Annotated in this window: 20 protein-coding genes; 7 read left to right on the top strand and 13 right to left on the bottom strand. The window is 65.2% G+C overall.

Translation table 11 applies throughout. From position 1 onward, the window contains the following. Both ABEA18_RS18630 and ABEA18_RS18625 read right to left on the bottom strand, forming a co-directional pair. Nucleotides 1-801: a hypothetical protein gene (locus ABEA18_RS18630; protein ID WP_345451593.1), complete on the bottom strand. Its 801-nt coding sequence runs from the start codon at nt 799-801 to the stop codon at nt 1-3. Beyond that, nucleotides 798-1,883, bottom strand: a complete 1,086-nt coding sequence (locus ABEA18_RS18625; protein WP_345451591.1) for a Gfo/Idh/MocA family protein — start codon at nt 1,881-1,883, stop codon at nt 798-800. The genes ABEA18_RS18630 and ABEA18_RS18625 overlap by 4 nt, the downstream gene beginning before the upstream one ends. A 177-nt stretch (nt 1,884-2,060) precedes the next feature. Between ABEA18_RS18625 and ABEA18_RS18620 the strand changes: the two genes are divergently transcribed. Both ABEA18_RS18620 and ABEA18_RS18615 read left to right on the top strand, forming a co-directional pair. Next, nucleotides 2,061-3,281 (top strand): ROK family transcriptional regulator, encoded by a 1,221-nt coding sequence (locus ABEA18_RS18620; RefSeq protein WP_345451589.1) that lies wholly within the window; start codon nt 2,061-2,063, stop codon nt 3,279-3,281. A 146-nt stretch (nt 3,282-3,427) separates the two neighbouring features. Then, a complete protein-coding gene (locus ABEA18_RS18615) occupies nt 3,428-4,624 on the top strand; it encodes an MFS transporter (RefSeq protein WP_345451588.1) in 1,197 nt (398 codons plus the stop codon). A gap of 200 nt (nt 4,625-4,824) precedes the next feature. Here ABEA18_RS18615 and aceB read toward each other — a convergent pair whose 3' ends face one another. Together aceB and aceA are read right to left on the bottom strand one after the other, a co-directional pair. Next, the gene (gene aceB, locus ABEA18_RS18610) at nt 4,825-6,477 is read right to left on the bottom strand and encodes a malate synthase A (RefSeq protein WP_345451587.1); all 1,653 of its coding nucleotides are present in this window, start codon (nt 6,475-6,477) and stop codon (nt 4,825-4,827) included. 385 nt (nt 6,478-6,862) lie between these two features. After that, nucleotides 6,863-8,194: an isocitrate lyase gene (gene aceA / locus ABEA18_RS18605; RefSeq protein WP_345451585.1), complete on the bottom strand. Its 1,332-nt coding sequence runs from the start codon at nt 8,192-8,194 to the stop codon at nt 6,863-6,865. Nucleotides 8,195-8,350: 156 nt separating this feature from the next. Here aceA and ABEA18_RS18600 point away from each other — a divergent pair, with 156 nt between their 5' ends. After that, nucleotides 8,351-9,862, top strand: a complete 1,512-nt coding sequence (locus ABEA18_RS18600) for a helix-turn-helix domain-containing protein (protein WP_345451583.1) — start codon at nt 8,351-8,353, stop codon at nt 9,860-9,862. A 22-nt stretch (nt 9,863-9,884) separates the two neighbouring features. Here ABEA18_RS18600 and ABEA18_RS18595 read toward each other — a convergent pair whose 3' ends face one another. Genes ABEA18_RS18595 through ABEA18_RS18585 form a run of 3 tightly spaced genes read right to left on the bottom strand, consistent with a single transcriptional unit; the run spans nt 9,885 to nt 11,392 of the window. After that, nucleotides 9,885-10,478, bottom strand: coding sequence for a dihydrofolate reductase family protein (locus ABEA18_RS18595; RefSeq protein ID WP_345451581.1), 594 nt, complete (start codon nt 10,476-10,478; stop codon nt 9,885-9,887). 52 nt (nt 10,479-10,530) lie between these two features. Further along, nucleotides 10,531-11,064: a DUF6036 family nucleotidyltransferase gene (locus tag ABEA18_RS18590; RefSeq protein ID WP_345451579.1), complete on the bottom strand. Its 534-nt coding sequence runs from the start codon at nt 11,062-11,064 to the stop codon at nt 10,531-10,533. Between the two features lie 31 nt (nt 11,065-11,095). Further along, nucleotides 11,096-11,392: an iron chaperone gene (locus tag ABEA18_RS18585; RefSeq protein WP_345451577.1), complete on the bottom strand. Its 297-nt coding sequence runs from the start codon at nt 11,390-11,392 to the stop codon at nt 11,096-11,098. 238 nt (nt 11,393-11,630) lie between these two features. Here ABEA18_RS18585 and ABEA18_RS18580 point away from each other — a divergent pair, with 238 nt between their 5' ends. From ABEA18_RS18580 to ABEA18_RS18570, 3 genes are all read left to right on the top strand, one after another. Next, complete coding sequence (locus ABEA18_RS18580; RefSeq protein WP_078106703.1) at nt 11,631-12,332, top strand: queuosine precursor transporter; 702 nt, start codon at nt 11,631-11,633, stop codon at nt 12,330-12,332. A gap of 187 nt (nt 12,333-12,519) precedes the next feature. Continuing rightward, on the top strand, nt 12,520-13,206 hold the full coding sequence (locus tag ABEA18_RS18575; protein ID WP_345451574.1) for an ABC transporter ATP-binding protein: 687 nt from the start codon (nt 12,520-12,522) through the stop codon (nt 13,204-13,206). A 2-nt stretch (nt 13,207-13,208) separates the two neighbouring features. Then, the gene (locus tag ABEA18_RS18570; protein WP_345451628.1) at nt 13,209-14,735 is read left to right on the top strand and encodes a DUF6297 family protein; all 1,527 of its coding nucleotides are present in this window, start codon (nt 13,209-13,211) and stop codon (nt 14,733-14,735) included. A gap of 63 nt (nt 14,736-14,798) precedes the next feature. Here ABEA18_RS18570 and tgt read toward each other — a convergent pair whose 3' ends face one another. The 4 genes from tgt to ABEA18_RS18550 all read right to left on the bottom strand — a co-directional run bounded on the left by tgt (nt 14,799) and on the right by ABEA18_RS18550 (nt 18,656). Beyond that, nucleotides 14,799-16,133 carry a tRNA guanosine(34) transglycosylase Tgt gene (gene tgt, locus ABEA18_RS18565; protein ID WP_345451627.1) on the bottom strand — a complete coding sequence of 445 codons (1,335 nt, stop codon included), beginning with the start codon at nt 16,131-16,133 and terminating at the stop codon, nt 14,799-14,801. A 51-nt stretch (nt 16,134-16,184) separates the two neighbouring features. Next, nucleotides 16,185-16,910 carry an SRPBCC family protein gene (locus tag ABEA18_RS18560; protein WP_345451572.1) on the bottom strand — a complete coding sequence of 242 codons (726 nt, stop codon included), beginning with the start codon at nt 16,908-16,910 and terminating at the stop codon, nt 16,185-16,187. Nucleotides 16,911-16,971: 61 nt separating this feature from the next. Further along, nucleotides 16,972-18,027 carry a DUF6707 family protein gene (locus ABEA18_RS18555; RefSeq protein WP_345451570.1) on the bottom strand — a complete coding sequence of 352 codons (1,056 nt, stop codon included), beginning with the start codon at nt 18,025-18,027 and terminating at the stop codon, nt 16,972-16,974. An 89-nt stretch (nt 18,028-18,116) separates the two neighbouring features. After that, entirely contained in the window at nt 18,117-18,656 is a 540-nt protein-coding gene (locus ABEA18_RS18550) for an NUDIX hydrolase family protein (protein WP_059388553.1), read from the bottom strand. A gap of 292 nt (nt 18,657-18,948) precedes the next feature. Here ABEA18_RS18550 and ABEA18_RS18545 point away from each other — a divergent pair, with 292 nt between their 5' ends. After that, nucleotides 18,949-19,551, top strand: coding sequence for a YdeI/OmpD-associated family protein (locus tag ABEA18_RS18545; RefSeq protein WP_345451568.1), 603 nt, complete (start codon nt 18,949-18,951; stop codon nt 19,549-19,551). A gap of 10 nt (nt 19,552-19,561) precedes the next feature. Here ABEA18_RS18545 and ABEA18_RS18540 read toward each other — a convergent pair whose 3' ends face one another. Further along, on the bottom strand, nt 19,562-20,071 hold the full coding sequence (locus tag ABEA18_RS18540) for a hypothetical protein (RefSeq protein WP_345451566.1): 510 nt from the start codon (nt 20,069-20,071) through the stop codon (nt 19,562-19,564). Further along, on the bottom strand, nt 20,068-21,279 hold the full coding sequence (locus ABEA18_RS18535; protein ID WP_345451564.1) for a glycoside hydrolase family 76 protein: 1,212 nt from the start codon (nt 21,277-21,279) through the stop codon (nt 20,068-20,070). The genes ABEA18_RS18540 and ABEA18_RS18535 overlap by 4 nt, the downstream gene beginning before the upstream one ends. Nucleotides 21,280-21,370: the final 91 nt, after the last annotated feature.

The following is a 21,370-nucleotide window of genomic DNA, read 5'->3' as shown; positions in this document are numbered from 1 at the left end:
TCAGGTCAGGTGCGCTATGGATTCCGTCAGCCGCGCAAAGCGAGCCAGATCGGAGGTGAGAGTACCGGCGTCGAGGTGTTCCTTGAGGCGGCGCCAGGTGGTGCGGTGGGCGGATTCGTAAAGCGTGGGCAGGAGGAATTCTCCTTGGGGCCCGGTGGCCCGGACTTCCGCCGGCCAGGCAGCAAGCGGTTCCGGGACCGCGATGCTGACACCGCCGTCGTCGGTGTAGAGGCGGAAGTCGACGCCGGCGGGCCGGGAGTTGCTCAGTACGCCGTGGAGCGAAACCGGAGCGCCGTTGGCGAGGCGCCCGGAAACCGTGTAGCCGTGCGTGCCGCGGCGGAGGACGCGAAGCGCGTCCAGCTGACCGGTGACGCGTACGACGGCGGCGAGATGCTCGGTCAGCAGCCGTTCCGGATCCGTGCCTGCCGCGGCCGTCGCGACAGTGTCCAGCATGGCGGCGCGGCCGGCTACCGAGCGGACGGCGTCTTCTGCTCCGGCGAGACCGGGATTGGATGCCCAGCGCTGGTCCAGGACAACCGCGACGCCGGCTGCCCCGGCGGCGTTGATCAGGGCGGCGGTGTTTTCCGGAACCGGGTTGACGACGACGATGCCCGACGCGCCGGTGTCGATCGCCTTGACTGCCTCAGTGGTCCAGCCAGGAGCGCCGTCGATCGCGGATACCCGTGCGGCCTCCCCGGCTGCCATCGGGCCGAAGCTCGCCGGAAGCGAAGCGACCGCGAGTGCCACGGCGCCGCTCTCTTCTGCCTGCGCGGTGGCACTGACCGTGTACTGGGGGCTCATGAGCGGACTCCTGCATGGCTGTTTGCGTGCTCGGCCGCGGCGATGTCCACTGTGGCGTCGGCAATGGCTATCGCGAAGGTGAGGTCATTGATGAGGCTTTCGGTGGACGGCGGTTGCTTGGTTCCGAGGGCCAGCTGGGCGAGTTCGCGCCATTCGCCCTCATAGCCGTTGTGCTCGAACGGTCCGTACGTTGTGCTTGTGGTGCCGCGGGTGATGGTTGCGACGGCGGAACCCGCCTGCACGTAGGAAGGGGTGAAGTCCATGCGAAGGGCTGCGTCGTCCGAGATCGCCTCGAAGGCCCATTCCGGCTTCCACGTCTTGTTCATCGCTGCCCTGAGCTCGATAATGCGGCCACCTGCACGAAGGGAGATCACGTAGCCGAAGGGGCGTACGTGGCGTGCCTGCAGCACTTCCAGGTCTTCGAAATCCGGGGTAAAGCGGCGGACGAGGGGAAGGTCGTGGATGGCGAGCCCCATGATGCCGCCGCGGAGGGCGTTCTTGATGACCTCGACGTCGCTGTAGTCAGGGGTGCCGCCTGCGGGCCGGGTGATGATTTCGGTGGCGAAGTCTTCGAAGCGGGCGTTGGGCGGAAGGACGATGGAGGAACGGATGGTGTGGGCGTTCTCGGGGAGATCGCCCCAATTGGCTTCGGCTGCGAGCCAACCTGGATCGAATGTGTGCATGGCGCCCACGATGATCGGCACGCCGGTTTCCTCGCTGACCGCCGAAATCCGGGCCGCTTCCTCGCCGCTCATGGCGAAGGGCTTTTCGCAGAGGACGGCTTTCTTTCCTGCACGGCATGCGGCGATGACCTGGTCCGCGTGAAACTGGTGGGGGCTGCAGATGGTCACGATGTCGACGTCGGGATCGCCCAGGAGCGCTTCCATGCTGGTGCTGTAGTTGGCGCCGACGCGGGCTGCGACCGATTCGGCGACAGAAGCGTCGACGTCCATGATGTGGCGGACTTCCAGGATATTCCGGAGCCGGGCGAGGGAAGGAAGGTGGATTGCTTGGGTGACCGGGCCGGCGCCAAGGATGCCGACGCCGAGGGGTCTGGTTGTTGCCTGTGACTGGCTGGACAAGATCAGTTACCTCTTCGTAAACGGAGTCTCGGGAGTTTCAGCGCGGCTTCGTGGGCTGCGTGACCCTTCTCACACACAACCTACGACGACTTTTGTCGATGAGCAAGCAAAAGTTGAAAATAGATCGACAATCTTTTGCCGCGTGACACCCATAAGCAATCGTGCTATCACTGATGCATGACCTCAGCACCCGGAAAAGAGCCCGGCAAGGACGGCCCTGTACAGGACGCCGGAAGCCTCTCGCGTGCAGGAGACCTGTTTCAGCTTCTTCGCGACGGCCAGGCACGGACCCGGGCCGAACTCGCCCTCACCACCGGACTGGCCCGCTCCACGGTCGCTTCGCGCATCGACGCACTCATGAATTCGGGACTCGTGGGCCCGGCCGGTGAGGCGAGTTCCAGTGGCGGCAGGCCGCCGTCGCGCTTTGCCTTCAACCCTGCGGCCCGGGTTGTCTTGGCGGTCGACGTCGGAGCGACGCACGTGATCGTCGCGGTCACCGATCTCGGTGGAAAAGTCCTGGCCGAGCGGCGCCTCGCGCAGGAAGTCGCAGACGGTCCCGACGTGGTGCTCGGCAGGGTGGTGGCGGCAGGGCGGGAGCTTCTCGCCGAAGCCGACCGCAACCCTGAAGACCTTGCCGGGATCGGCATCGGACTGCCCGGCCCGGTGGAACACGACACCGGCAGGCCGATCAAACCGCCGATCATGCCCGGCTGGGACGGATTCGACGTGGTCCGTTACATGCAGCGCTCGATGCCGGTTCCGGTCCTGGTGGACAACGACGTCAACATCATGGCCCTGGGCGAACGCACAGCGTATTGGCCGGACCACGACAATTTGCTCTTCATCAAAATCGCCACGGGCATCGGCGCCGGCATCATCAGCAGTGGTGAGCTGCAGCGCGGCGCCAACGGCACTGCCGGGGACCTCGGCCACGTCCGGGTTCCCCGCGGCGACGAGGTCCTCTGCCGATGCGGGAACTACGGCTGTCTTGAAGCCCTCGCCTCCGGGCCCGCCATCGCCCGCCAACTACAAGCCCAAGGACTCGTGGCCAGCAACGGGGGCGACGTGCTGCGGCTCGTAGCCGAGGGGAACCTGCAGGCCATCCAGGCACTCCGGCAGGCCGGGCGCGACGTCGGCGATGTCCTGGCAACCGTGGTCAACCTGCTCAACCCCTCCATGATCGTCATCGGCGGCAGCGTGGGTGAGGCCGGCGAGCACCTCGTGGCCGGCATCCGCGAAGTTGTCTACCGGCGCTCCCTTCCCTTGGCCACCTCGCATTTGCGCATCGGCATCTCGATGGCGGGCGACCAGGCCGCGATCCTCGGTGCGAGCCAGATGGTCACCCAACACGTTTTGTCCCCGGCCGTGATTGAAGCCACGCTCCAAGCAACGGGCTGAGGGGCTGATGGGCTTTTAACCCCCGCGCGAACTGGCAGCAAATGACCCTTGCCGCGGATTTTGGGGTCATCGCCTGCCAGTTCGCGCCGTGGAGGCGTGATAGCAATGAAGGTGATGCCTACTTTCCCTGCCATTCACTGCGCCCCATGACCGGCCAATTCCTCGCCAAGGTCCCGCGAGGCTGGCTGATCCTCGCGTGCATCGGCCTCATTGCCCTCAACATGCGAGGACCGTTCGTCGCGGTGGCGCCGGTGGTCGATTCCCTGAAACGGGATCTTGGATTCTCGCCCGTGGAACTCGGGCTGCTGACGGGCATTCCTGTGCTTTGCTTCTCGCTTGCCGCGCCGCTGGCCTCAACGGCCGGACGCAGGTTCGGCGCCGAATTCGCGGTGATGCTTACGCTGGTGGGTGTCCTGGCCGGCGTCGTCATCCGCTCCAGCGGCGGCGGTGTCCCGGTCATGGTGGGCACCGTCCTCATCGGCCTCGCCATCACCATCGGCAACATCGCAGTGCCGCTCATCATCCGCCGGGACTTCGCCCCACGACGCCAGGCAACCGCGATGGGCGTGTACACGGCGGCGCTGAACATCGGGTCCTTCCTGACCTCGGTGGCCACAGCCCCGCTCGCAGAACTTGTGGGCTGGCGGCTTGCCCTCGCCGCGAGTGCCCTCCTGGCCTTGGCGGCCATCCTGTTCTGGATCCCCACCGTCGGCGCCCGGCAAGCTTTCGTTCCCGCTGCGGTGCCGGCCGCCTCGGGCTCGCGGGGCGGCAAGGCTTCCGGTGTTGGCTGGCTGACCGTTGGCCTGACGCTCGGCTTCGCCGGCCAGGCGTTTTCGTACTACGGCGTGACGGCGTGGCTCCCAAGCTTCCTGGCCGATGAGCTTGGCATGGGCACAGCGCAAGCCGGCGCGGGATCGTCGCTCTTCCAGATTTTCGCGATTGTGGGCGGGCTCGGCGTGCCGCTGCTCGCCCGTTTCGCCAGCACGACGGCGGTGGCGGCCACCTTGGGTGCCTTGTGGCTCACGGTGCCCCTGGGTTTGTTGTTGGCCCCGGGCTGGTGGTGGGTGTGGTCGTCCCTCGGTGGAGTAGCGCAGGGTGGGGGCATCACGGTCATCTTCATCGCCATCATCAAGTTCGCCCGCGACCAAGCCTCGGCAGGGAAGATGTCCGCCGTCGTGCAAGGGGTGGGTTACTGCTTCGCGGCCTTGGCTCCCACCATCATCGGCTACGTGCACAGCATCTCCGGCAGCTGGACCGTGCCGCTCTTGGTGATCCTTGGCTCGGTCGCCGCGTTCTGCGTCTGCACCACCCTCTCGGTGCGCTGGGTGGCCCGGCAACGCTAGCCCCGCGCGAACGTCGTCGTCCCTTAACACCGCGCGAACTGGCAGCAGATGACCGTTCCCAAGCGTTTTGGGGTCATCTGCTGCCAGTTCGCGCGAGCGTTGATGAAGGGGTTCCGTCGCTGGGCTGCCTCCCCGGCCATCGGGGTCACTTGTTGCGAAGAGTGCAGGCAGCCCAGCGGCGGGGGCTTTTGTCTACTGTCCTAGGCCGCTACGAGTTCTTCCTTGGTCGCTTCCTCGCGGGCTTCGGTGAGGTAGCGGGCGTAGGCCGGGATGGTCAGGAAGGTGGGGAACTCCTCGGCCAGGGTGACTTCTTCGAAGATGCTGCGGGCATCGTTGAAGCGGTCGTCGTCGAAGCGTTCCAGGCGTGCGAACTCTTCGTCAAGGAGGTCGTTGATCCACTCGCGGGTGATGACTTCGCCGGTGTCGGTGATGGCGTGGGAGTAGATCCACTGCCACAGCTGTGAACGGGAGATCTCCGCCGTTGCTGCGTCTTCCATGAGGTTGTGGATGGCCACGGCGCCGTTGCCGCGCAGCCAGGACTCGATGTAGCGGATGCCCACTTCGATGTTGTTCCGGATGCCGGTCTCGGTGATCGTGCCGGTGGTGGAGGCGACGTCGATCAGGGCACGGTCGTCGGGGGTGACGTCTTCGCGTGAGCGGTCCAGTTGGTTCGGACGCTCGCCGAGGACGCCGTCGAACACTTCCCGGCACACCGGAACCAGGTCCGGGTGGGCCACCCAGGAGCCGTCGAAACCGTCGCCGGCCTCGCGGGTCTTGTCCGCGCGGACCTTCTCGAAAGCTGCCGTGTTGGCGGCCTCGTCCTTGCGGTTGGGGACGGCAGCGGCCATGCCGCCGATGGCCATGGCGCCGCGGCGGTGGCAGGCCCGGACCAGTTGCTCGGTGTAGGAGCGCATGAACGGCTGGGTCATGGAGACCTGGGCGCGGTCCGGGAGCACGAATCGGGGGCCGCGGGTGCGGAAGTTCTTGATGACGGAGAAGATGTAGTCCCAGCGGCCGGCGTTCAGGCCCGAGGCGTGATCGCGCAGCTCATAGAGGATTTCCTCCATTTCGAACGCCGCGGTGATGGTCTCGATCAGCACGGTGGCGCGGATGGTGCCCTGCGGGATGCCGAGCAGGTCCTGGGCCTGGATGAAGATGTCGTTCCAGAGGCGGGCTTCGAGGTGGTTCTCGATCTTGGGGAGGTAGAAGTACGGGCCCTTGCCCTGTGCGAGCAGGCGGCGTGCGTTGTGGAAGAAGAACAGGCCGAAGTCGACCACTCCACCGGCAACGGGCTTCCCGTCGATGAGCATGTGCTTCTCCGGCAGGTGCCAGCCGCGGGGCCGCACCACGATGGTGGGCAGTTCTTCGGCGGCACGGAGCTTGTATTCCTTGCCCTCGGGGGAGGTGAAGTCGATGCGCCGTTCCAGGGCGTCTGTGAGGTTCAGCTGGCCCTGGATGACGTTGCGCCACGTGGGGGTGGAGGAGTCTTCCATGTCGGCCAGCCAGACCTTGGCGCCGGAGTTGAGCGCGTTGATGGTCATCTTTCGGTCAACGGGTCCGGTGATCTCCACGCGGCGGTCTTCCAAGCCAGGGGCCGGGGGAGCGACCCGCCAGTTCGGGTCATTCCGGATGTCCGCCGTCTCCGGGAGGAACCGCGGATCCTGTCCGGCGGAAATCTGGCCGCGGCGGGCGTGCCGCGCCTGCATCAGCTCCTGGCGGCGCTCCGCCGTCGCGCGGTGCAGGGTTGCCACGAACTCGAGGGCATCCGGGGTAAGAACCTCGTTCTGCCGGTGGATGGGCTGTGCGGTCAGCGTGATGCCGTTGATCGTGTAATTGTCGGTGAAACTGTTCATTTCAATCTCTCCTCAGAGAAGCAAATGTTCGACGGCGGGCTGTTTAGCTGGGGGTTCGATACGGTGCGTGGCTGGGTCCGGCCTTCGGACCGGCATTGCTCTGCCTGCTATTCCCCGTTTCCGGGTCCGACCTCGCTGAGCGAGGACGGACCCGGAAACGGGGCCCCTTTTACGCAGGCTGCCGCAATACCGGACTCTTCGGCCTCGTGCGCCAGTCGCCAAGCGCCGCAAGGTCGGCGAAGGTGATCCGGAAGCGTGCGTAAAAGGGGCCCTGTCCCCGTCCTCGGCCGAGCTTTGCGAGGCCACAGGACCGGGATGGGGAATAGCACGCGGAGGATTGCCTTTGTCGGCCGCACCGCTGGGGGAGCGGCCCGCCGTCGGGAGGTTAGTGGAACTGGCCTTCTTCGGTGGATCCCACCAGGGCCAGGGTTGATGCGTTCGGGTTGAGCGCAGTTGCGATGTCGTCGAAGTAGCCGGTGCCGACTTCGCGCTGGTGCTTGGTTGCGGTGTAGCCGCGGGACTCGGAGGCGAATTCCTTTTCCTGGAGTTCGACGTAGGCGCTCATGCCTTCACGGGCGTAGCCGTGGGCGAGGTCGAACATCGAGTAGTTCAGGGCGTGGAAGCCGGCCAGGGTGATGAACTGGAACGTGAAGCCCATGGCGCCGAGTTCGCGCTGGAACTTCGCGATGGTGGCGTCGTCCAGGTGCTTGCGCCAGTTGAACGACGGCGAGCAGTTGTAGGAGAGCATCTGGTCCGGGAACTCGGACTTGACGGACTCGGCGAACTTGCGGGCGAGCTCAAGGTCCGGGGTGCCCGTTTCCATCCAGATGAGGTCGGAGTACGGGGCGTAGGCCTTGGCGCGGGCGATGCAGGGTTCGATGCCGTTGCGGACCTTGTAGAAGCCCTCCGCGGTACGGACCGGCTGTCCCCCTTCGCGGAGGATGAATTCCTGGTCGCGCTCGTCGACGTCGGAAGTGATCAGGGTGGCTGCTTCGGCGTCGGTGCGGGCGATGATCACCGAAGGGGTGCCCGCGACGTCGGCCGCGAGGCGGGCGGCGTTCAGGGTCCGGACGTGCTGCTGGGTGGGGATGAGCACCTTGCCGCCGAGGTGGCCGCACTTCTTTTCGGACGCGAGCTGGTCTTCCCAGTGCACGCCCGCTGCGCCGGCCTGGATCATGGATTTCATGAGTTCGTAGGCGTTCAGCGGGCCGCCGAAACCGGCTTCGGCATCGGCGACGATCGGGACCAGCCAGTCCTCGACGGTCTGGATGCCTTCGGAGAATTCGATCTGGTCGGCGCGGAGCAGGGCATTGTTGATGCGCCGGACCACGGTGGGGACCGAGTTCGCCGGGTACAGCGACTGGTCCGGGTAGGTGTGGCCGGAGTTGTTGGCGTCGGCCGCGACCTGCCAGCCGGAAAGGTAGATGGCCCGCAGCCCGGCTTTGACCTGCTGCACGGCCTGGTTGCCGGTCAGCGCACCGAGGGCGTTGGTGTAACCGCCGGTCTTGGCCTCTTCGCTGAGCTGCTTCCACAGCTTCTCGGAGCCGCGCCTGGCCAGGGTGTGTTCCTCGGAGACGCGGCCGCGGAGGCGGACGACGTCGGTGGCCGAGTAATCGCGGGTGACGCCTTCCCAACGCGGGTTGGCAGCCCATTCGAGCTCCAGTGCGGCGGCCTGCTGAGCGGAGGTGGGCTGCTCTGGTTCAAATGCTGCGGTCATTGTTCTGTCTCCTTTGACGCTACTTTGGCGTGTTGCTGTGTATGTAGCCCCGGCCGATCATCGCTGCGCCTTTGCAGTTCCGGTCGGCCGGGGTTTCCGTAGTTCTTACTTTTCAGTACTTCCAAGAGGCTTGCTAGATAAAAAGCATGGAAAGAAATGCACTTCTTCGCGTATCCTCAAGAAATGTCACCTGTGAGCTGGAACCGCGAAGTACCGCCGCCGTCGTCGTCCGCCTCTGACGCGGAACTGGACGTCATCAGCCTCGGCCGCCGCGTGCGGTATCTGCGCAAGCAGGCCGGGCTGACCCTCGACGACGTGAGCGCCGCCGTCGGGACCGCCCCCAGTCAGCTGAGCCTTATTGAGAACGGCAAGCGCGAGCCCAAACTGGGCCTGCTGAAGCAGCTCGCCGCCGCACTGAATGTCGGCATCGAACAGCTGCTCGGAGCGGAACCGCCCAGCAGACGGGCCGCCCTGGAAATCGAGTTGGAGCGGTACCAGCGCGGGCCTCTCTATGAGTCGCTGAACCTGCCGAAAATCCGCGTCAGCTCGCGGCTTCCGCTCGATGTTCTCGAGTCGCAAGTGGGCCTCCTGCAGGAGCTTGAACGCAAGCTCAATGAGCAGGTCGCGACGCCGGAAGAGGCTCGCCGCGCGAACGGCGAACTGCGTGCCATGATGCGCGAGCGCGGCAACTATTTTCCGGAGTACGAGGCCGAGGCGCAGAAGGTCCTCAAGGGCGTTGGCTACACGACCGGGCCCTTGAGCCAGCACGTCATTGCGGACATCGCTGACCACCTCGGATTCACGCTGCACCACGTGGGCGACTTGCCCCATTCCACCCGTTCAGTGACCGATCTAAAGAATCACCGAATTTATCTAACGCAGAGCCAGCGGCAGGACCACGATCCCCGCTCGGTCCTCCTGCAGGCCCTGGGCCACTACGTCCTGGGCCACGAGACGCCCAAGAACTACGGCGACTTCCTGGCACAGCGGGTCGCGACCAACTACTTCGCCGCGGCGCTGCTGCTGCCCGAACACGCCACCCTGGAGTTCCTGCAGAAGGCGAAAGCTGCCAAGGAGATCGCAGTCGAAGACATCCGCGACGCCTTCGCCGTCTCCTACGAAACCGCGGCACACCGCTTCACCAACCTGGCCACAAAGCACCTGGGCATCACCACTCACTTCCAGAAGACCCACCAGAGCGGCATCATCTACAAGGCCTACGAGAACGACGGCGTCGCCTTTCCCCAGGACCATACCGGCGCCATCGAGGGCCAGCCGGCGTGCAAAGCCTGGACTTCGCGTGCCGTGTTCGACGTTCCGGACAAGTTCAGCGCCTACAGCCAATACACCGACACCGTCTCCGGCACTTACTGGTGCACGGCACGCACAGAGCGTTCCGCGGCCGGCGAGTTCTCGCTCAGCATCGGCGTGCCGTACCAGCACGTGAAGTGGTTCCGCGGGAGGGAGACGACGGCGCGGGCTACCTCGACGTGTCCGGACCCGAACTGCTGCAAGCGCCCGCCGGCGTCGTTGGCTTCATCCTGGGCAGGCAATGCCTGGCCGTCCGCCCGGGCCCACTCGCACCTCCTGGCCGCCATGCCGCCGGGCGCGTTCCCCGGCGTCGACGAGACCGAGGTGTACGCGTTCCTGGAGGCGCACTCGGGGTAGTTTCGTGCGAGGCGTTTGGGGGCTACTCCTTAAGGACCGGGTAGCTCAAGTGCGTGACGCCGACACCCTCGACGACGGTCGGGTTGCCCAAAGTGACCGGCGCGTTCTCAACGCGATCGAACATCCGGATACCGGATCCGAGCAGCAGCGGAACCAGGTCGATGCGGATTTCGTCGAGCAGGCCGGCATCGAGGCACTGCCGAATGGTGTCCGGCCCGTGCATGCCTACGATCTTGTCGCCGGCCGCGGCCTTTGCCTGCGCGACGGCGCTTTCCAGCCCGTCGGTAACGAAATGCACTGCAGAGTCGGAACGGGGCCAGCCCTCCGGCATCTGATGCGTCACCACATACGCGGGCACGCCGAACGGGTGTTGGCCGCCCCAAGCGTCGGCGCGGTCGGAGGTGCGTCGCCCGGTGAGCATCGAGCCTACCTCGCCCATCAAAGCCCGAAGGTGTTCGGCGCTCGCCTCGGAAACATGGAACGTGAACCCCGGGTTGAAGGTCGGGACGTCGACGTCGCCCGCGAAGTACCAGTCGAAGACTTCGTCGACGCCATCCTCGAGATCCGCCACGTAGCCGTCGAGGGACATCGACATGAACGCCACCACCTTGGTCATTACTTTGCTCCTTCGGTTTCGGACGGGCTTGGGCCAGCCGGGGCCGGCCGGGTCAGACGGACATGGCCCAAGACAAAGCCGCATCCCGTCGCGGCTCAGAAGGGTCTATCAGCCTGATTCTGTCCACGAGCCGGACACGGTCGATGAGGGATGACTCGATGAGTGCCAGAACGAACGCGTGGTCCTTGGGTCGCGCGGCAATGAGCTTCGCTGCGCAGAGATCGTATGGGTCCAGGCAAAGCCCTGTGCTGTTCCGGGTCCGCTCATTGCGCACACCGACGAGTCGGTACTCCCAGTCCTCCGGGAGCACCGCAGTCTCCCTTTCGGCCGCCTGGACGTAGAAGCCGAACTCCTTGTGGAAAGGCGACCACTCACCCAGCGCGGAATCAATGCTGTCCGCCAGCGTGCCGGCGTCGTCATCGGAAAACGGAGCGATGTCGACCGCATCCGACATGGTGATTGCCGCAGGCAGCTGGTCCTCCGTGAAGGATCCCAGAATTGACTGGCTGCCGATCACGATCACCCGGTCGCCGTGGATGATATCCGTAGCGGCCCGAATGGCGTGCTCAAGCTCATCGCGGCGCATGGCTGTACCGTACCCCCGCACAGCTCGATTGTCAGTAGCCGCCCCGCTGCCGCGCGCGTTCAGCCAGCAGCGTTGCTGCCTTTTCGATGAGCTCGTGCGGAATCGGCTTTCCCAAGGGGAACTTCAACGTCCCCTTGGCCGCCCGGAAAGGGGAGATTTCGCTCTCGAAGGCCTCGTCGCCGTCGGGCACTGGATAGACGGAGATGTGGTGCTTCCACGCCGCGAAATACACCACGTAGTGGCCGTCGAGCGTGATGGTGGGAATACCGTAACTGATCCTGTCCGCGGCTCCGGGCACCGCTGCCAGGGCCCGGGGACGCTCGCTCACTTATATTCGGTCTTGGCGGGACCCTCGCTCACGTATGTCGGGTTTTGGCCGGACGCTCGCTCCCTGGGGGTGACGAGTGTCATGGACGGTGGCGAGTTTGCCTGACCATTCGTGATTCCTCGATGCGAGAATGGTGGAGGCTCCGCGGTCTTGCAGGCGGGTCCACCACCAGTGCTAATACAGCGGGGCGCCGTGCTAACTCCGGCCGCTTGCGCGAACCACTACGAACGGACAAGCGATGACGTCAGCATCAGAATCCCAGACCCTGAGTAAACCCGCGCCGCGTTTCGCCTCGATAGGCTCCCCGTACTTCGGCATCATGCTGGCGTGCATGGCCGTCGTGCTGATCCTGTCCAACATCGGCGCTGCCAAAGGCGTCGTCTTCGGTCCGATCATCACCGACGGCGGATTCTTCCTCTTCCCGCTTGCGTACATTCTCGGCGATGTGATGAGCGAGATTTATGGATTCAAAGTTGCCCGCAAAGCGATCATCACCTCGTTCGCACTGTCAGCATTCGCATCGCTCTGCTACTGGATCATCATCGCGCTGCCCGGTTTCAATGACGATTACGGCAACGCCAAGCAGGCTGCCATCGAAGGCGCACTGGGGCCGGTTCCCCAGATCGTCCTTGCTTCCCTTCTCGCGTTCCTGGCCGGCCAGACCATCAACTCCCTGATCCTGGTCAAGATGAAAGCCCGTTCGGGTGAGAGAACCCTCTGGGCCCGGCTCATGGGTTCGTCCGGGGTGGGCGAATTCGTGGACACGCTCATCTTCTGCAGCATCGCGGCCTCGGTCATTGGCATCACGGACTTCGGAAGCTTCGTCAACTATGTGCTGGTTGGCTTCGTATACAAGGTCGGCGTCCAATACATCCTCGTTCCCGTGACGTCGTTGGTCATTGGCTGGATCAAGAAGCGAGAGCCCAGCTATTGGGCCTGAGCACGAAATCCGGGTCGCGGGACGCAATACATGTGAGCGAGCGTCCGGCCGGGAGGGCATTTATGTGAGCGAGCGTCTGCCCGGGAGGGCATTTATGTGAGCGAGCGTCTGGCCGGGAGGGCATTTATGTGAGCGAGCGTCGTCCTTGGCTCAGGGGAACCGCAGGGAAGTCCGGTAGTTTCAGAGGATGAAGCTGGGAAACGCCGTCCTGACGGCCGAGAATCTTGTTGCAGGCTATGGCGAGCATGCAGTGTGCGGGCCGCTCGACGTCGAGGTTTTCCCCGGGCAAGTCCTCGGGATGGTGGGCGAAAACGGTGCCGGCAAATCTACCCTGCTGCGCACGATGATCGGCGCCCAGGCCGCCATTGAGGGCGATGCCCACGTTCTTGGCTTGATGCCGGACGACCGCTCGGCCCTCTTTCGCAGCAAGGTCTCGGTGCTGCTGGATGAAGATGCCTACTTTGATTCACTCACCGTCCGCGAGCATCTTTCCTTGGTGGCCCGGGGGCATGGCCTCGGCAACCCCGATGCTGCCGTGGAGGGAGAGATCGGCTTCTTCGAGCTCCAAACTGTGGCGGATGCGTTTCCCGATCAGCTCTCCTCAGGACAGCGCCGCAAGCTCCTCTTGGCCTCGGCATTCATCCGCCCCTTCGAACTTCTGGTCCTGGACGAGCCGGAGCAGCGGCTCGATACCCGCATGCGCGGCTTGCTCGCCCAGCGGATCGCCAGAACTGCCAAGAAGAGTGCCGCAGTCGTCATGGTCACTCACGATGCGGACGTCGCCCAGACCGCGTGTACCAGAGCGGTAATAGTCGACGACGGCGGTGCGCGCGTGGTTAGTACGGACGAGGCTGTGGCGAGGATTCGCCGGTGAGCATGTCCACTGCTGCCGTAGCGCAGCCGGAGTTCGTGGACTTCGACCCCGAGAGTGCCACGCGAAAGGTCATCCGCCCGCGCGGCCAGTCCTTGCTTTCCAGGCTCAACGAACTGTACATCCAGTTCCTGACGTTCGGCGTCGGCCTGATCTACGCGATTGGCCTCCTCAACGGGCTCACCGCCGCCGCCGAACACGGCTTCGGCGGCCACCTGATTTCGGCCAGTTACGGTGTGGTCCAAGTTGAGTACGGCCTAGTGGCCGGATTCGGGCTCTTGGGCCTCGCGGCCTATTGGGTGGCGGGCAGGCTCGGGCCACTCGCCATCACGGCGAATCAGCGGCACTGGTGGTACTCACTGGCTATCGACCGCGAGCCGCTTCTAGCCCGAGGATTGCGCCGCGCAGTCTCGGCTGCCGCCGTCGTCGGAGCCCTCACCACCATTCCGGTAGCAGTCATCAGCGGCTCGACCGCGATGGTGTTTGCCGGGCGCGTCTTGGCAGGGGCGCTGACCGGTGCGGCTATTCTCGCGTTGGCCGCGTTCGCCCAGACGCGCTTGGCCGGGCCGGCCAGGATCCAGAGGCCGGCGCGGCCGCAAGGCCGGGCAACCTCGTGGCTGTTGGCTGCCGCTTCGGCGGCACTCGGCGCAATGCTGTTCGGGACGTTGCAGGGCAACTGGATCTTCGCCGTCGCCCCTGCAGTCGCCTTGGTCGCCGCGGCACTCGGCATGCGAAACAAGCTCTCCAGCGTCCGCACGACATCGCTGCTCAAGGCGGGGTCCGCGAGGGGACATGTCCAGGCTGCGCTCACACTAATGGACACGGGGGAGCTCAGTGCATCGCTTTCCAGCGGCGCCAAACGGAGCAGGGTGAAGCTCCCGGGAACGCCGCGCACGGCAGCGGGCGCGCTCTTCCACGCGGAGGCAACGGTACTCGCCCGGCAGCCTGGCCGGCTGTGGCGCTGGGGCCTGGGTCTCGCCGTCGTTCCCTTTGCTGGGCTGGTCCGGACGTTCGATTCACCCGTCATCCTGCTTCCCGTGCTGCTTGCCGCGGCGATCTTCTCATCGACGGCGGCGGCCGGGCCGCTTTGGCAGTTGCGGATGGCCCCCAGCCTCGACGCCCTCCTCCCCATTTCCAGGACAACCTCGCGCTGGGTCCACGTCGCGCTGCCAGTCATCCTGATGGGGTTGTGGACGACGGCGGCTGCCGGATTCTTCGTGCTGGCGGGCGGCTTCCGGGTGGAGCTCCTCGTCCTGGGCGCGGCGGCGGGCGGCGGTTTGGGCGCGGGGATGCTGCGACGAGCCTTCCGCCAGCAGGAAGACCTGACCAAGCTGGTGTACCTGATGCAGCTTGGACGGAGCGGACCGGCCATGCTGGGAACCAGGATCCGAGGCTACGTGCTGTGCCTCTTCGCCCTGGTCCCTTTGGCTTTGGGCATGCTCTTCAACGCTCCGGAACTCTTGGTGACGCCCGCCGTCGTGCTCAATGTGGTGCTCCTGGTGATCGGCGTGACGACGGCGGACCGCCCCTGAAGGGGCTCCCCTGCGCGAACTCGGCGGGAGGCGACGGCGAGCTCGGCGGCAGCGACCGCGAAGCTACGAGTAGTACTGCCCCAAGGTCTCGGCCTTGAACTCGAAGAAGTCCCTGGATTCGATAGCCAGACGGGCGTCGTCCACCATCTTCACCACGAAGCGCTCGTTGTGGATGGAGATGAGCGTGTGCGAGAGCAGTTCGTGGGCCTTGTACAGGTGGTGGATATACGCGCGCGAATAGTTGGCGCAGGTGTAGCAGTCGCAACCATCCTGCAAGGGTCCGAAATCCGATTTGTAGCGTGCCCCGGAGAGGTTGTACCGACCGGACGGAGTGTAAAAGGCCGAGTTGCGGGCCACCCGGGTGGGGGAGACGCAATCGAAGGTGTCGGCGCCGTTTTCGATGGACGTGAAGATATCGTCCGGCTCGGAGATGCCCAGGAGGTGCCGAGGCTTGTTCTCGGGAAGTTCCTCGTTGCACCAGCGCACAATAGTGCCGAGGTTCTCCTTCTCCAAGGCGCCCCCGATGCCGAAACCATCGAAGGGCATCCCGCCAAGGTCCCGGCAGGCCTTGCGGCGGAGGTCCTCGTATTGCGCACCCTGGATGACACCGAACAGGGCTTGGTACGGCTTGCCCACCCGCTCGGCCGTCAGCCGCTCATGCTCCACCACACAGCGCTCGGCCCAACGACGCGTGCGCTGCAGGGATTCCTCTTGGTAGCCGCGGGAATTCTGCAGGGTGGTCAGCTCGTCGAAGGCGAACATGATGTCTGCGCCGATCTGGTGCTGCACCCGCATGGAGATCTCCGGCGAGAAACGGTGCCTGTCCCCGTTAAGGTGCGACTTGAACCAGACGCCGTCCTCGTCCACGTGGGCCAGCCTCTCCTTGCCGGGGGCCACGGCATCGTCTGGTCCCGACGCATCCACGGAGGTCATGTCGATGACCTTCTTGAACCCCGAGCCGAGGCTCATGACCTGGAATCCGCCCGAGTCCGTGAACGTGGGTCCGTCCCAGTTCATGAATGCGCCGAGCCCTCCGGCGGCGTCCAGAATCTCCGGTCCGGGCTGCAGGTACAGGTGGTACGCGTTGGCCAGCAAAGCCTGCGCGCCGAGTTCCTTCATGGATTCGGGCAGCACGGCTTTGACAGTGGCTTTGGTCCCGACGGCAATGAATGCGGGCGTCTGGATCTGGCCGTGCGGGGTGGTGATGGTTCCGGTGCGGCCCAGGAACTCTCCGCGCTTGCCGCCGCCGTGCCGGCTGCCGCCGTCGGCGTTCAAAAGGCCCGACGACGGCGGGCGCGTTTCGCTGAGCCGCGTACCTACCTCGAAGGAAAATGCGGACTGCCGGGCAGCCCCGAGCGCGGAAGGATCGGACTTGGAGTTAGACCCGGAAGCAGGCAGTGAAGAATCGGCTGGCACCGTTACAGTCTGCCAGCCCCGGAGCGTGAATCGTCAGTGCGAATGCACCTCTGTGGGGTAGTTCTCAGCCTTCCAGCCGTCCCAGTGGGAGCGGATCGAGTCCAGGCTGGCCGCGCCGAGGTCGTAGGTTGAAGCGATCACGATAGTGCCGCCGTCGGGCCTCTTCTCCGGAATCACCGGCTGGTCAGCCACAATCAGCAGCCCGTCGCCGTGTTCCGCGTAACTGTGCACGGTGAGGCCCACCTGGTGGTTGCTCCGGAACCAGACCTTGCCGGAAAGGGCCTCGCCTGTGGGGAGCGTGAGCGAGTATTCCTCCCCGGGAGCCGGGACGTCGGCCAGGCCAAGTTTCTGGATCCCGGAGCCGCTACCGCCGGGCAGGGAGACAAAATGCGTACGCCGGTGCCCGTGTGGATGGCGTTCCAGGGCGAATCGGAGCTGGTGCAGGAAGGTCAGCCAGCCTTGGGTGATGTCCTCGTCCCACGCGGCCCATTCGGAATCGTGGTCCAGGGCTGCCCGAGTCACGCGGACCTCGGTGCCTGCGCTGACCGGGGTGAGCTCGAAGACGTCCCCGCCGTTCACAGTGAGGCTTGTGTGGTCGGGACCCTCGACCACGTCGGTGCTGAAGTAGATTTGGTTGATTTCGTCGCCGAGCTCGTCGGCCTCCCAGCCGTGCCATTGAGCCACGAGCGACGGTTCGCGCAGCGAAGTCCAAACTTGCTGCGCGTCGGCATTAACAACAACGCTCAGATTGTTCGTCATGGCCCGAATCTACCGCCGTTGGCGTGAACGCGACAGGTCTTGCGAAATCCTCCGATAGCGCCTAGGCCCGCACGGCCTCGAGTTCGTTCGCGATCCGGTGATCGAGTTCACCTACGCCAAGGGTGTTCGAGCCGCCGTGCGAGCGCAGGAACAGCAGGGTTTCGAGCCGGAGCAGCCGCCATTCACGCTCGGCGTCGCGGTTGCCGTTGTCGATGGAGCGGAAGATTTCCTTGTCGTACAAGTTCGGTTCGTTGAGCCCGCGCTGCCGGACCTTGGCGGCAATCCGGGCCTTGAACGGGTCCGTCTCCACGGTGTCCGGGGCTTGCAGGAGCTGATCGTAGACTTCCGCGCGTTCCGTCTGGCCGAGCTCGCGGCAAATGAAGCTGGAAAGTGCGAGGGAACGTTCAACAGACATCCACCGGTCGCGGTTTCCGTCGTAGGGGAGCACGTTGAGAATATCCGCCACCGCAAGGGCGTGGTCCGGATCGCGCAGTTCGATGAAAAGGTCGTGGGCCAGGTCGCTCAGATCCCGCAGGCAACTTCCCGACTTCGTGTTGATGCCCTTCACGAGGCGTTCGCTCAGTACCGCGACCCCATTCCGGCCGGGGTGCGCTTCGCCAGCGGCGGCCACGACGTCCTCCGGCGAGTCGGTCGGTTCCGGGATCAGCGCGAGCTGCTCGGGACTCGGTGCCGTCGAGGGCGCAAGGGATCCGCTCACAGTCGGTGCCACCGCAGGCAAAGGAGGTACGACGACGGCGGGAACGGTTTCCACGGGTGAGTCACCGGCGTCGGGGGTAACAGCGTCGGGCTCGGCGCCGGCGGGCGCGTCGCCGGAAGCCGGTTCCGCCAGCAGGGCCGGCTCTTCGGCGAGCGTGTCGTCGTCGGGAACGACAGCTGCTTCGCCCACCGGGACGCTGGACCCGATCGCGATCCGCACTTTTCCGCCGTCGAGCGTGGTCACCAGAATGAGTGCGGGCACGCCAAAATCGTCGTGTTCGAGCTCGATGTCCGTGATTTCCTCCGCGGGACCATCCCCAGGGAGGAACAGGAAGTCCCCAATTTTTAGGGCCCCAGCTTGCTTTTCACGGTACTGCTGGTCGGCCGGGCTGTGAGTCATCGGAAGTCCTTTGGTTCTCTTGGGGTCCGCCCAACAGTCTATAAAACCCACCCGACAAATCGGGGAGGCGGCTACTGCCCGGGATGCGGCTACTGTCCGACGCCGGCAAAAGCCAAGGCCTGGCGCACCAGATTGCCTCGACCGCCGCTGAATTCCTGCTGGACGTCGTCGCTGAGGATTTCCTGCGGAGTCATCCACGTCAGCTCGAGGGCGTCCTGGCGCGGTTCGCACTCGCCGGTCACGGGGATGACATAGACGAGGGACACTGCGTGCTGGCGGTCGTCCGTGAAGCCGGTCTGCGACGGCGCCGGGAAGTATTCGGCCACCGTGAACGGCACGGGACTGACGGGCAACTGGGGGAATGCCAGCGGCCCGAGGTCCTTTTCCATGTGCCGCAACAGCGCGGCCCGGATGGTTTCGCGGTACAGCACGCGGCCGGACACGAAGGATCGGACCATGGTGCCGTCGGCGTCGCCCTGGAGCAGGGTACCTACCTCGTTGACGAATCCGAGTGGATCCAGACGCACGGGAACCGCCTCCACGTAAACCATGGGGAGGCGGCCGCGGGCTTCGAAGAGGTCTTCATCGGAAAGCCAGCCGGAGTACGGGTCAGGGGTACGAACACTCATGGTTAAGTTCTACCCCATCCCATGCCGTTCCATGCCGTACGAATCAGACAGCCAGGATTGCGTCGAGCCCAAAACCCGGAACGCTCGCTCACTTCTGGTGTCCAATCGGGCGACGCTCGCTCACTTCTGGTGTCCAATCGGGCGACGCTCGCTCACGTGTGTGGCCAAAATCGGGATCCCGCGCTCAGATGATCTGAGCGGGCGTTTGGGGAAAGGCCGATATAGGTGAGCGAGGGTTGGGTATGTAGTCAGTGGGCTTTCGCCACAGCCTAGCTGGCACCAGAATGGGGCCATGGCTGTTGAACTTGAAGAACTGATCGTCAAAGATGCCGCCGAATGGCGGTCCTGGCTCGAAAAGAACGGCGGCGATAGCCCTGGCGTGTGGCTCGTGCTGCACAAGAAGGGCGGCAACGTGACGGAACTGGATTACGCCGCTGCCTTGGATGAGGCGCTTTGTTTCGGTTGGATCGACGGCCAAGGCAGAAGGCGCGACGACGAAAGCGTCTTCCAGCGCATGACCCGTCGCGGCCCCAAAAGCCCATGGTCCAAACGGAACGTGGGGCACATTGCCCGTTTGGAAGCCGAGGGCAAGATGACCGCAGCCGGATGGGCCGCCGTCGACAGCGCCAAGGCTGACGGGCGTTGGGAAGCTGCCTACGTGGGCCAAGCGGACGCGGAAGTCCCGGAGGACCTCGCTGCCGCCATCGCCGCAGTTCCCGAGGCCCAGGCGATGTTCGATGTGCTCACTGCGGTCAACCGCTATTCCCTCATCTACCGCACCAACTCAGTGAAGAAGGCGGAAACGAGGGCAAGGAAGATCGCTGGCTTTGTCGAGATGTTGGCTCGGCAGGAGACACCGTATCCGCAGAAGAAAAAGCCCGCGGTGGCGGAATAACCGCGTGGACCTACTCGGGCTTCTCTCGGGATAGAGCGACGATCCAGCCTGGAGTGTCTTCCCCGAGCCGCTGGTCCAGCACGACCCTGGCCTTGGCAGCGGCGATCTGGACCTTGCGGTCTTCAGCGGTCACCGAATCGGGACGCTGCGAGGGGGCGACGGCGCGGGTTTCGGACGCTGTGGCAGCTGCCAGGAGCTCATCCTCGGTGCCGACTTTGAGGAGCGCGAGTTCCTCCCGTGACGCGAGTTCGCTGTGGCCCAGAATCTCGATGGCCTTCTGGCCCATTTCGGCCTCGGAGCGGCCGCGGGACAGGGATGCGTCCAGCGCCCACTGAGCGCGCCGCCACCACTCGGACCTGTTATCCGCACGCGCCTTCTGCCGCAGCGACAAGAGGCCCACGATTGCGGCAACGATCGCCGCAACAAGGACAGCGAGCGGGCTGAGCGCGCCAAGGATTTGCCACCATTCCGCCGGCGCACCGACCACGGTGACAGGTATCGGGCTCGGGATCGGGTTCACAGCTCCAGACTAGGCCCCGGCACTGACAATTGCCGGACGCGCGTGGCGGCTTCCAGCACCATCCACGCCTGCAGTTGGCAGGAGAGCTCGACGGCGGTGCCCTCCGGATACGTCTCGGCGGCCGGACGCTGTGGTTCCGTCGAGAAGACGAGCCAGCCGTCGTCGTCGTACTTTCCGGACGTCCAGTTGGCAGCGTCGGTGCGCACAGTCCGCCCCGCCCAGACCGCCTCCGCGGTATCGAGCACCAATTGCCGCGCGGTAACGCGGGTGGGGGCGGGCAACCGCACGTCTCCGGCGGCGAGCGCCAGGTAGCGGACGAGGATCCCGGTGAAGAGTCCGCCGTCGCCGGTGCCGTCGCCGCGAAGAACGAGCCTCCCCGCCCCGTCAGGCGGTCCGGGGACCGTCAGATGTTCGGCCACCGAGCCCACCAGGGCGGCGCCGCGTGCCAGGTTCGCGTCTCCACCGAGTTCCAACAAGGCGCCGAGCGCTGGACCCTGGTTGTAGGTGTAGATCTCTTCGGCGACGACGAGCTTGCCCTCCTTGATCCACGCGCCGTCGAGGTATAGGCCGCGCGTGGGTTCGAAGAGCGTGGCGTCGAGCCAGTCCAGGAGCCCCTGTGCCCGCTCGTGCTTGCCGGTCCGGGCGAAGTGCAGGGCCACCGGCCCTGTGGCCGGGGCGTTCTTGAAATCGCGTTTGGTGCTCCAGAAGGTGCCGCCGCCCATGTCGTCCGTGGATGCCGACTCGAACCGCAGAGAGAGGTCTTCCTGCAGCCGGGCGTTGCGTCGGCGGCCCGGCTTGTGCGCCTTTTCGGCCAAGGCGTCCAGACGCAAGACGGCGAGGGCGAGCCATGCCATGTCGTCGTAGTAGCCGTTGATGTAGCGCAGGAAGTTGCGCAAGCGGATAGTGCTGACCAGGCGCGAAGCGAGCCTGCCCGCGCTCGGGTGATCCCCGCCGTCGAACCTTGATCCCGAGGCCAGTTCGCGCAACCCGGCGTCCACGAGGCAATCGACGTAGTGCGCCTGCCACCAGTAGTTCCACGGCTGACCCGGAAAACGCGTGGACGGCCGGACTGACGCCGCAAGGTGCGTTCCGGGAAGGAAAAGGAGGCGCCGCCCGAAATGCCGGGTCACCGAACGAGCGGCGTGGTCGGCTCGCGCGGCCCAATCCGGTGTTCCGGAGGTGCGCTGCGGCGTGTCGGGAGCGGACATGGTGACAGCCTAACGCCGCACGCTTGGCCGCAGGCCCCTCCCCAGTGCACAATCAAAGTGATTCAGTTAACATTCATTAACGGATTTTGGT

It is taken from the genome of Arthrobacter gyeryongensis, from assembly GCF_039543785.1.
GTDB lineage: Bacteria > Actinomycetota > Actinomycetes > Actinomycetales > Micrococcaceae > Arthrobacter > Arthrobacter gyeryongensis.
The sequence above is the reverse complement of the archived record's forward strand: the minus strand, read 5'-3'. Positions and strand labels throughout refer to the sequence as shown.

Bases quoted from the DNA above. Each gene is read 5' to 3' on its own strand.
- ABEA18_RS18630 (WP_345451593.1), bottom strand. From the start codon at position 801: ATGAGCCCCCAGTACACGGTCAGTGCCACCGCGCAGGCAGAAGAGAGC.
- ABEA18_RS18620 (WP_345451589.1), top strand. From the start codon at position 2,061: ATGACCTCAGCACCCGGAAAAGAGCCCGGCAAGGACGGCCCTGTACAG.
- ABEA18_RS18615 (WP_345451588.1), top strand. From the start codon at position 3,428: ATGACCGGCCAATTCCTCGCCAAGGTCCCGCGAGGCTGGCTGATCCTC.
- aceB (WP_345451587.1), bottom strand. From the start codon at position 6,477: ATGAACAGTTTCACCGACAATTACACGATCAACGGCATCACGCTGACC.
- aceA (WP_345451585.1), bottom strand. From the start codon at position 8,194: ATGACCGCAGCATTTGAACCAGAGCAGCCCACCTCCGCTCAGCAGGCC.
- ABEA18_RS18600 (WP_345451583.1), top strand. From the start codon at position 8,351: ATGCACTTCTTCGCGTATCCTCAAGAAATGTCACCTGTGAGCTGGAAC.
- ABEA18_RS18595 (WP_345451581.1), bottom strand. From the start codon at position 10,478: ATGACCAAGGTGGTGGCGTTCATGTCGATGTCCCTCGACGGCTACGTG.
- ABEA18_RS18590 (WP_345451579.1), bottom strand. From the start codon at position 11,064: ATGCGCCGCGATGAGCTTGAGCACGCCATTCGGGCCGCTACGGATATC.
- ABEA18_RS18580 (WP_078106703.1), top strand. From the start codon at position 11,631: ATGACGTCAGCATCAGAATCCCAGACCCTGAGTAAACCCGCGCCGCGT.
- ABEA18_RS18575 (WP_345451574.1), top strand. From the start codon at position 12,520: ATGAAGCTGGGAAACGCCGTCCTGACGGCCGAGAATCTTGTTGCAGGC.
- ABEA18_RS18570 (WP_345451628.1), top strand. From the start codon at position 13,209: ATGTCCACTGCTGCCGTAGCGCAGCCGGAGTTCGTGGACTTCGACCCC.
- ABEA18_RS18560 (WP_345451572.1), bottom strand. From the start codon at position 16,910: ATGACGAACAATCTGAGCGTTGTTGTTAATGCCGACGCGCAGCAAGTT.
- ABEA18_RS18555 (WP_345451570.1), bottom strand. From the start codon at position 18,027: ATGACTCACAGCCCGGCCGACCAGCAGTACCGTGAAAAGCAAGCTGGG.
- ABEA18_RS18550 (WP_059388553.1), bottom strand. From the start codon at position 18,656: ATGAGTGTTCGTACCCCTGACCCGTACTCCGGCTGGCTTTCCGATGAA.
- ABEA18_RS18545 (WP_345451568.1), top strand. From the start codon at position 18,949: ATGGCTGTTGAACTTGAAGAACTGATCGTCAAAGATGCCGCCGAATGG.
- ABEA18_RS18535 (WP_345451564.1), bottom strand. From the start codon at position 21,279: ATGTCCGCTCCCGACACGCCGCAGCGCACCTCCGGAACACCGGATTGG.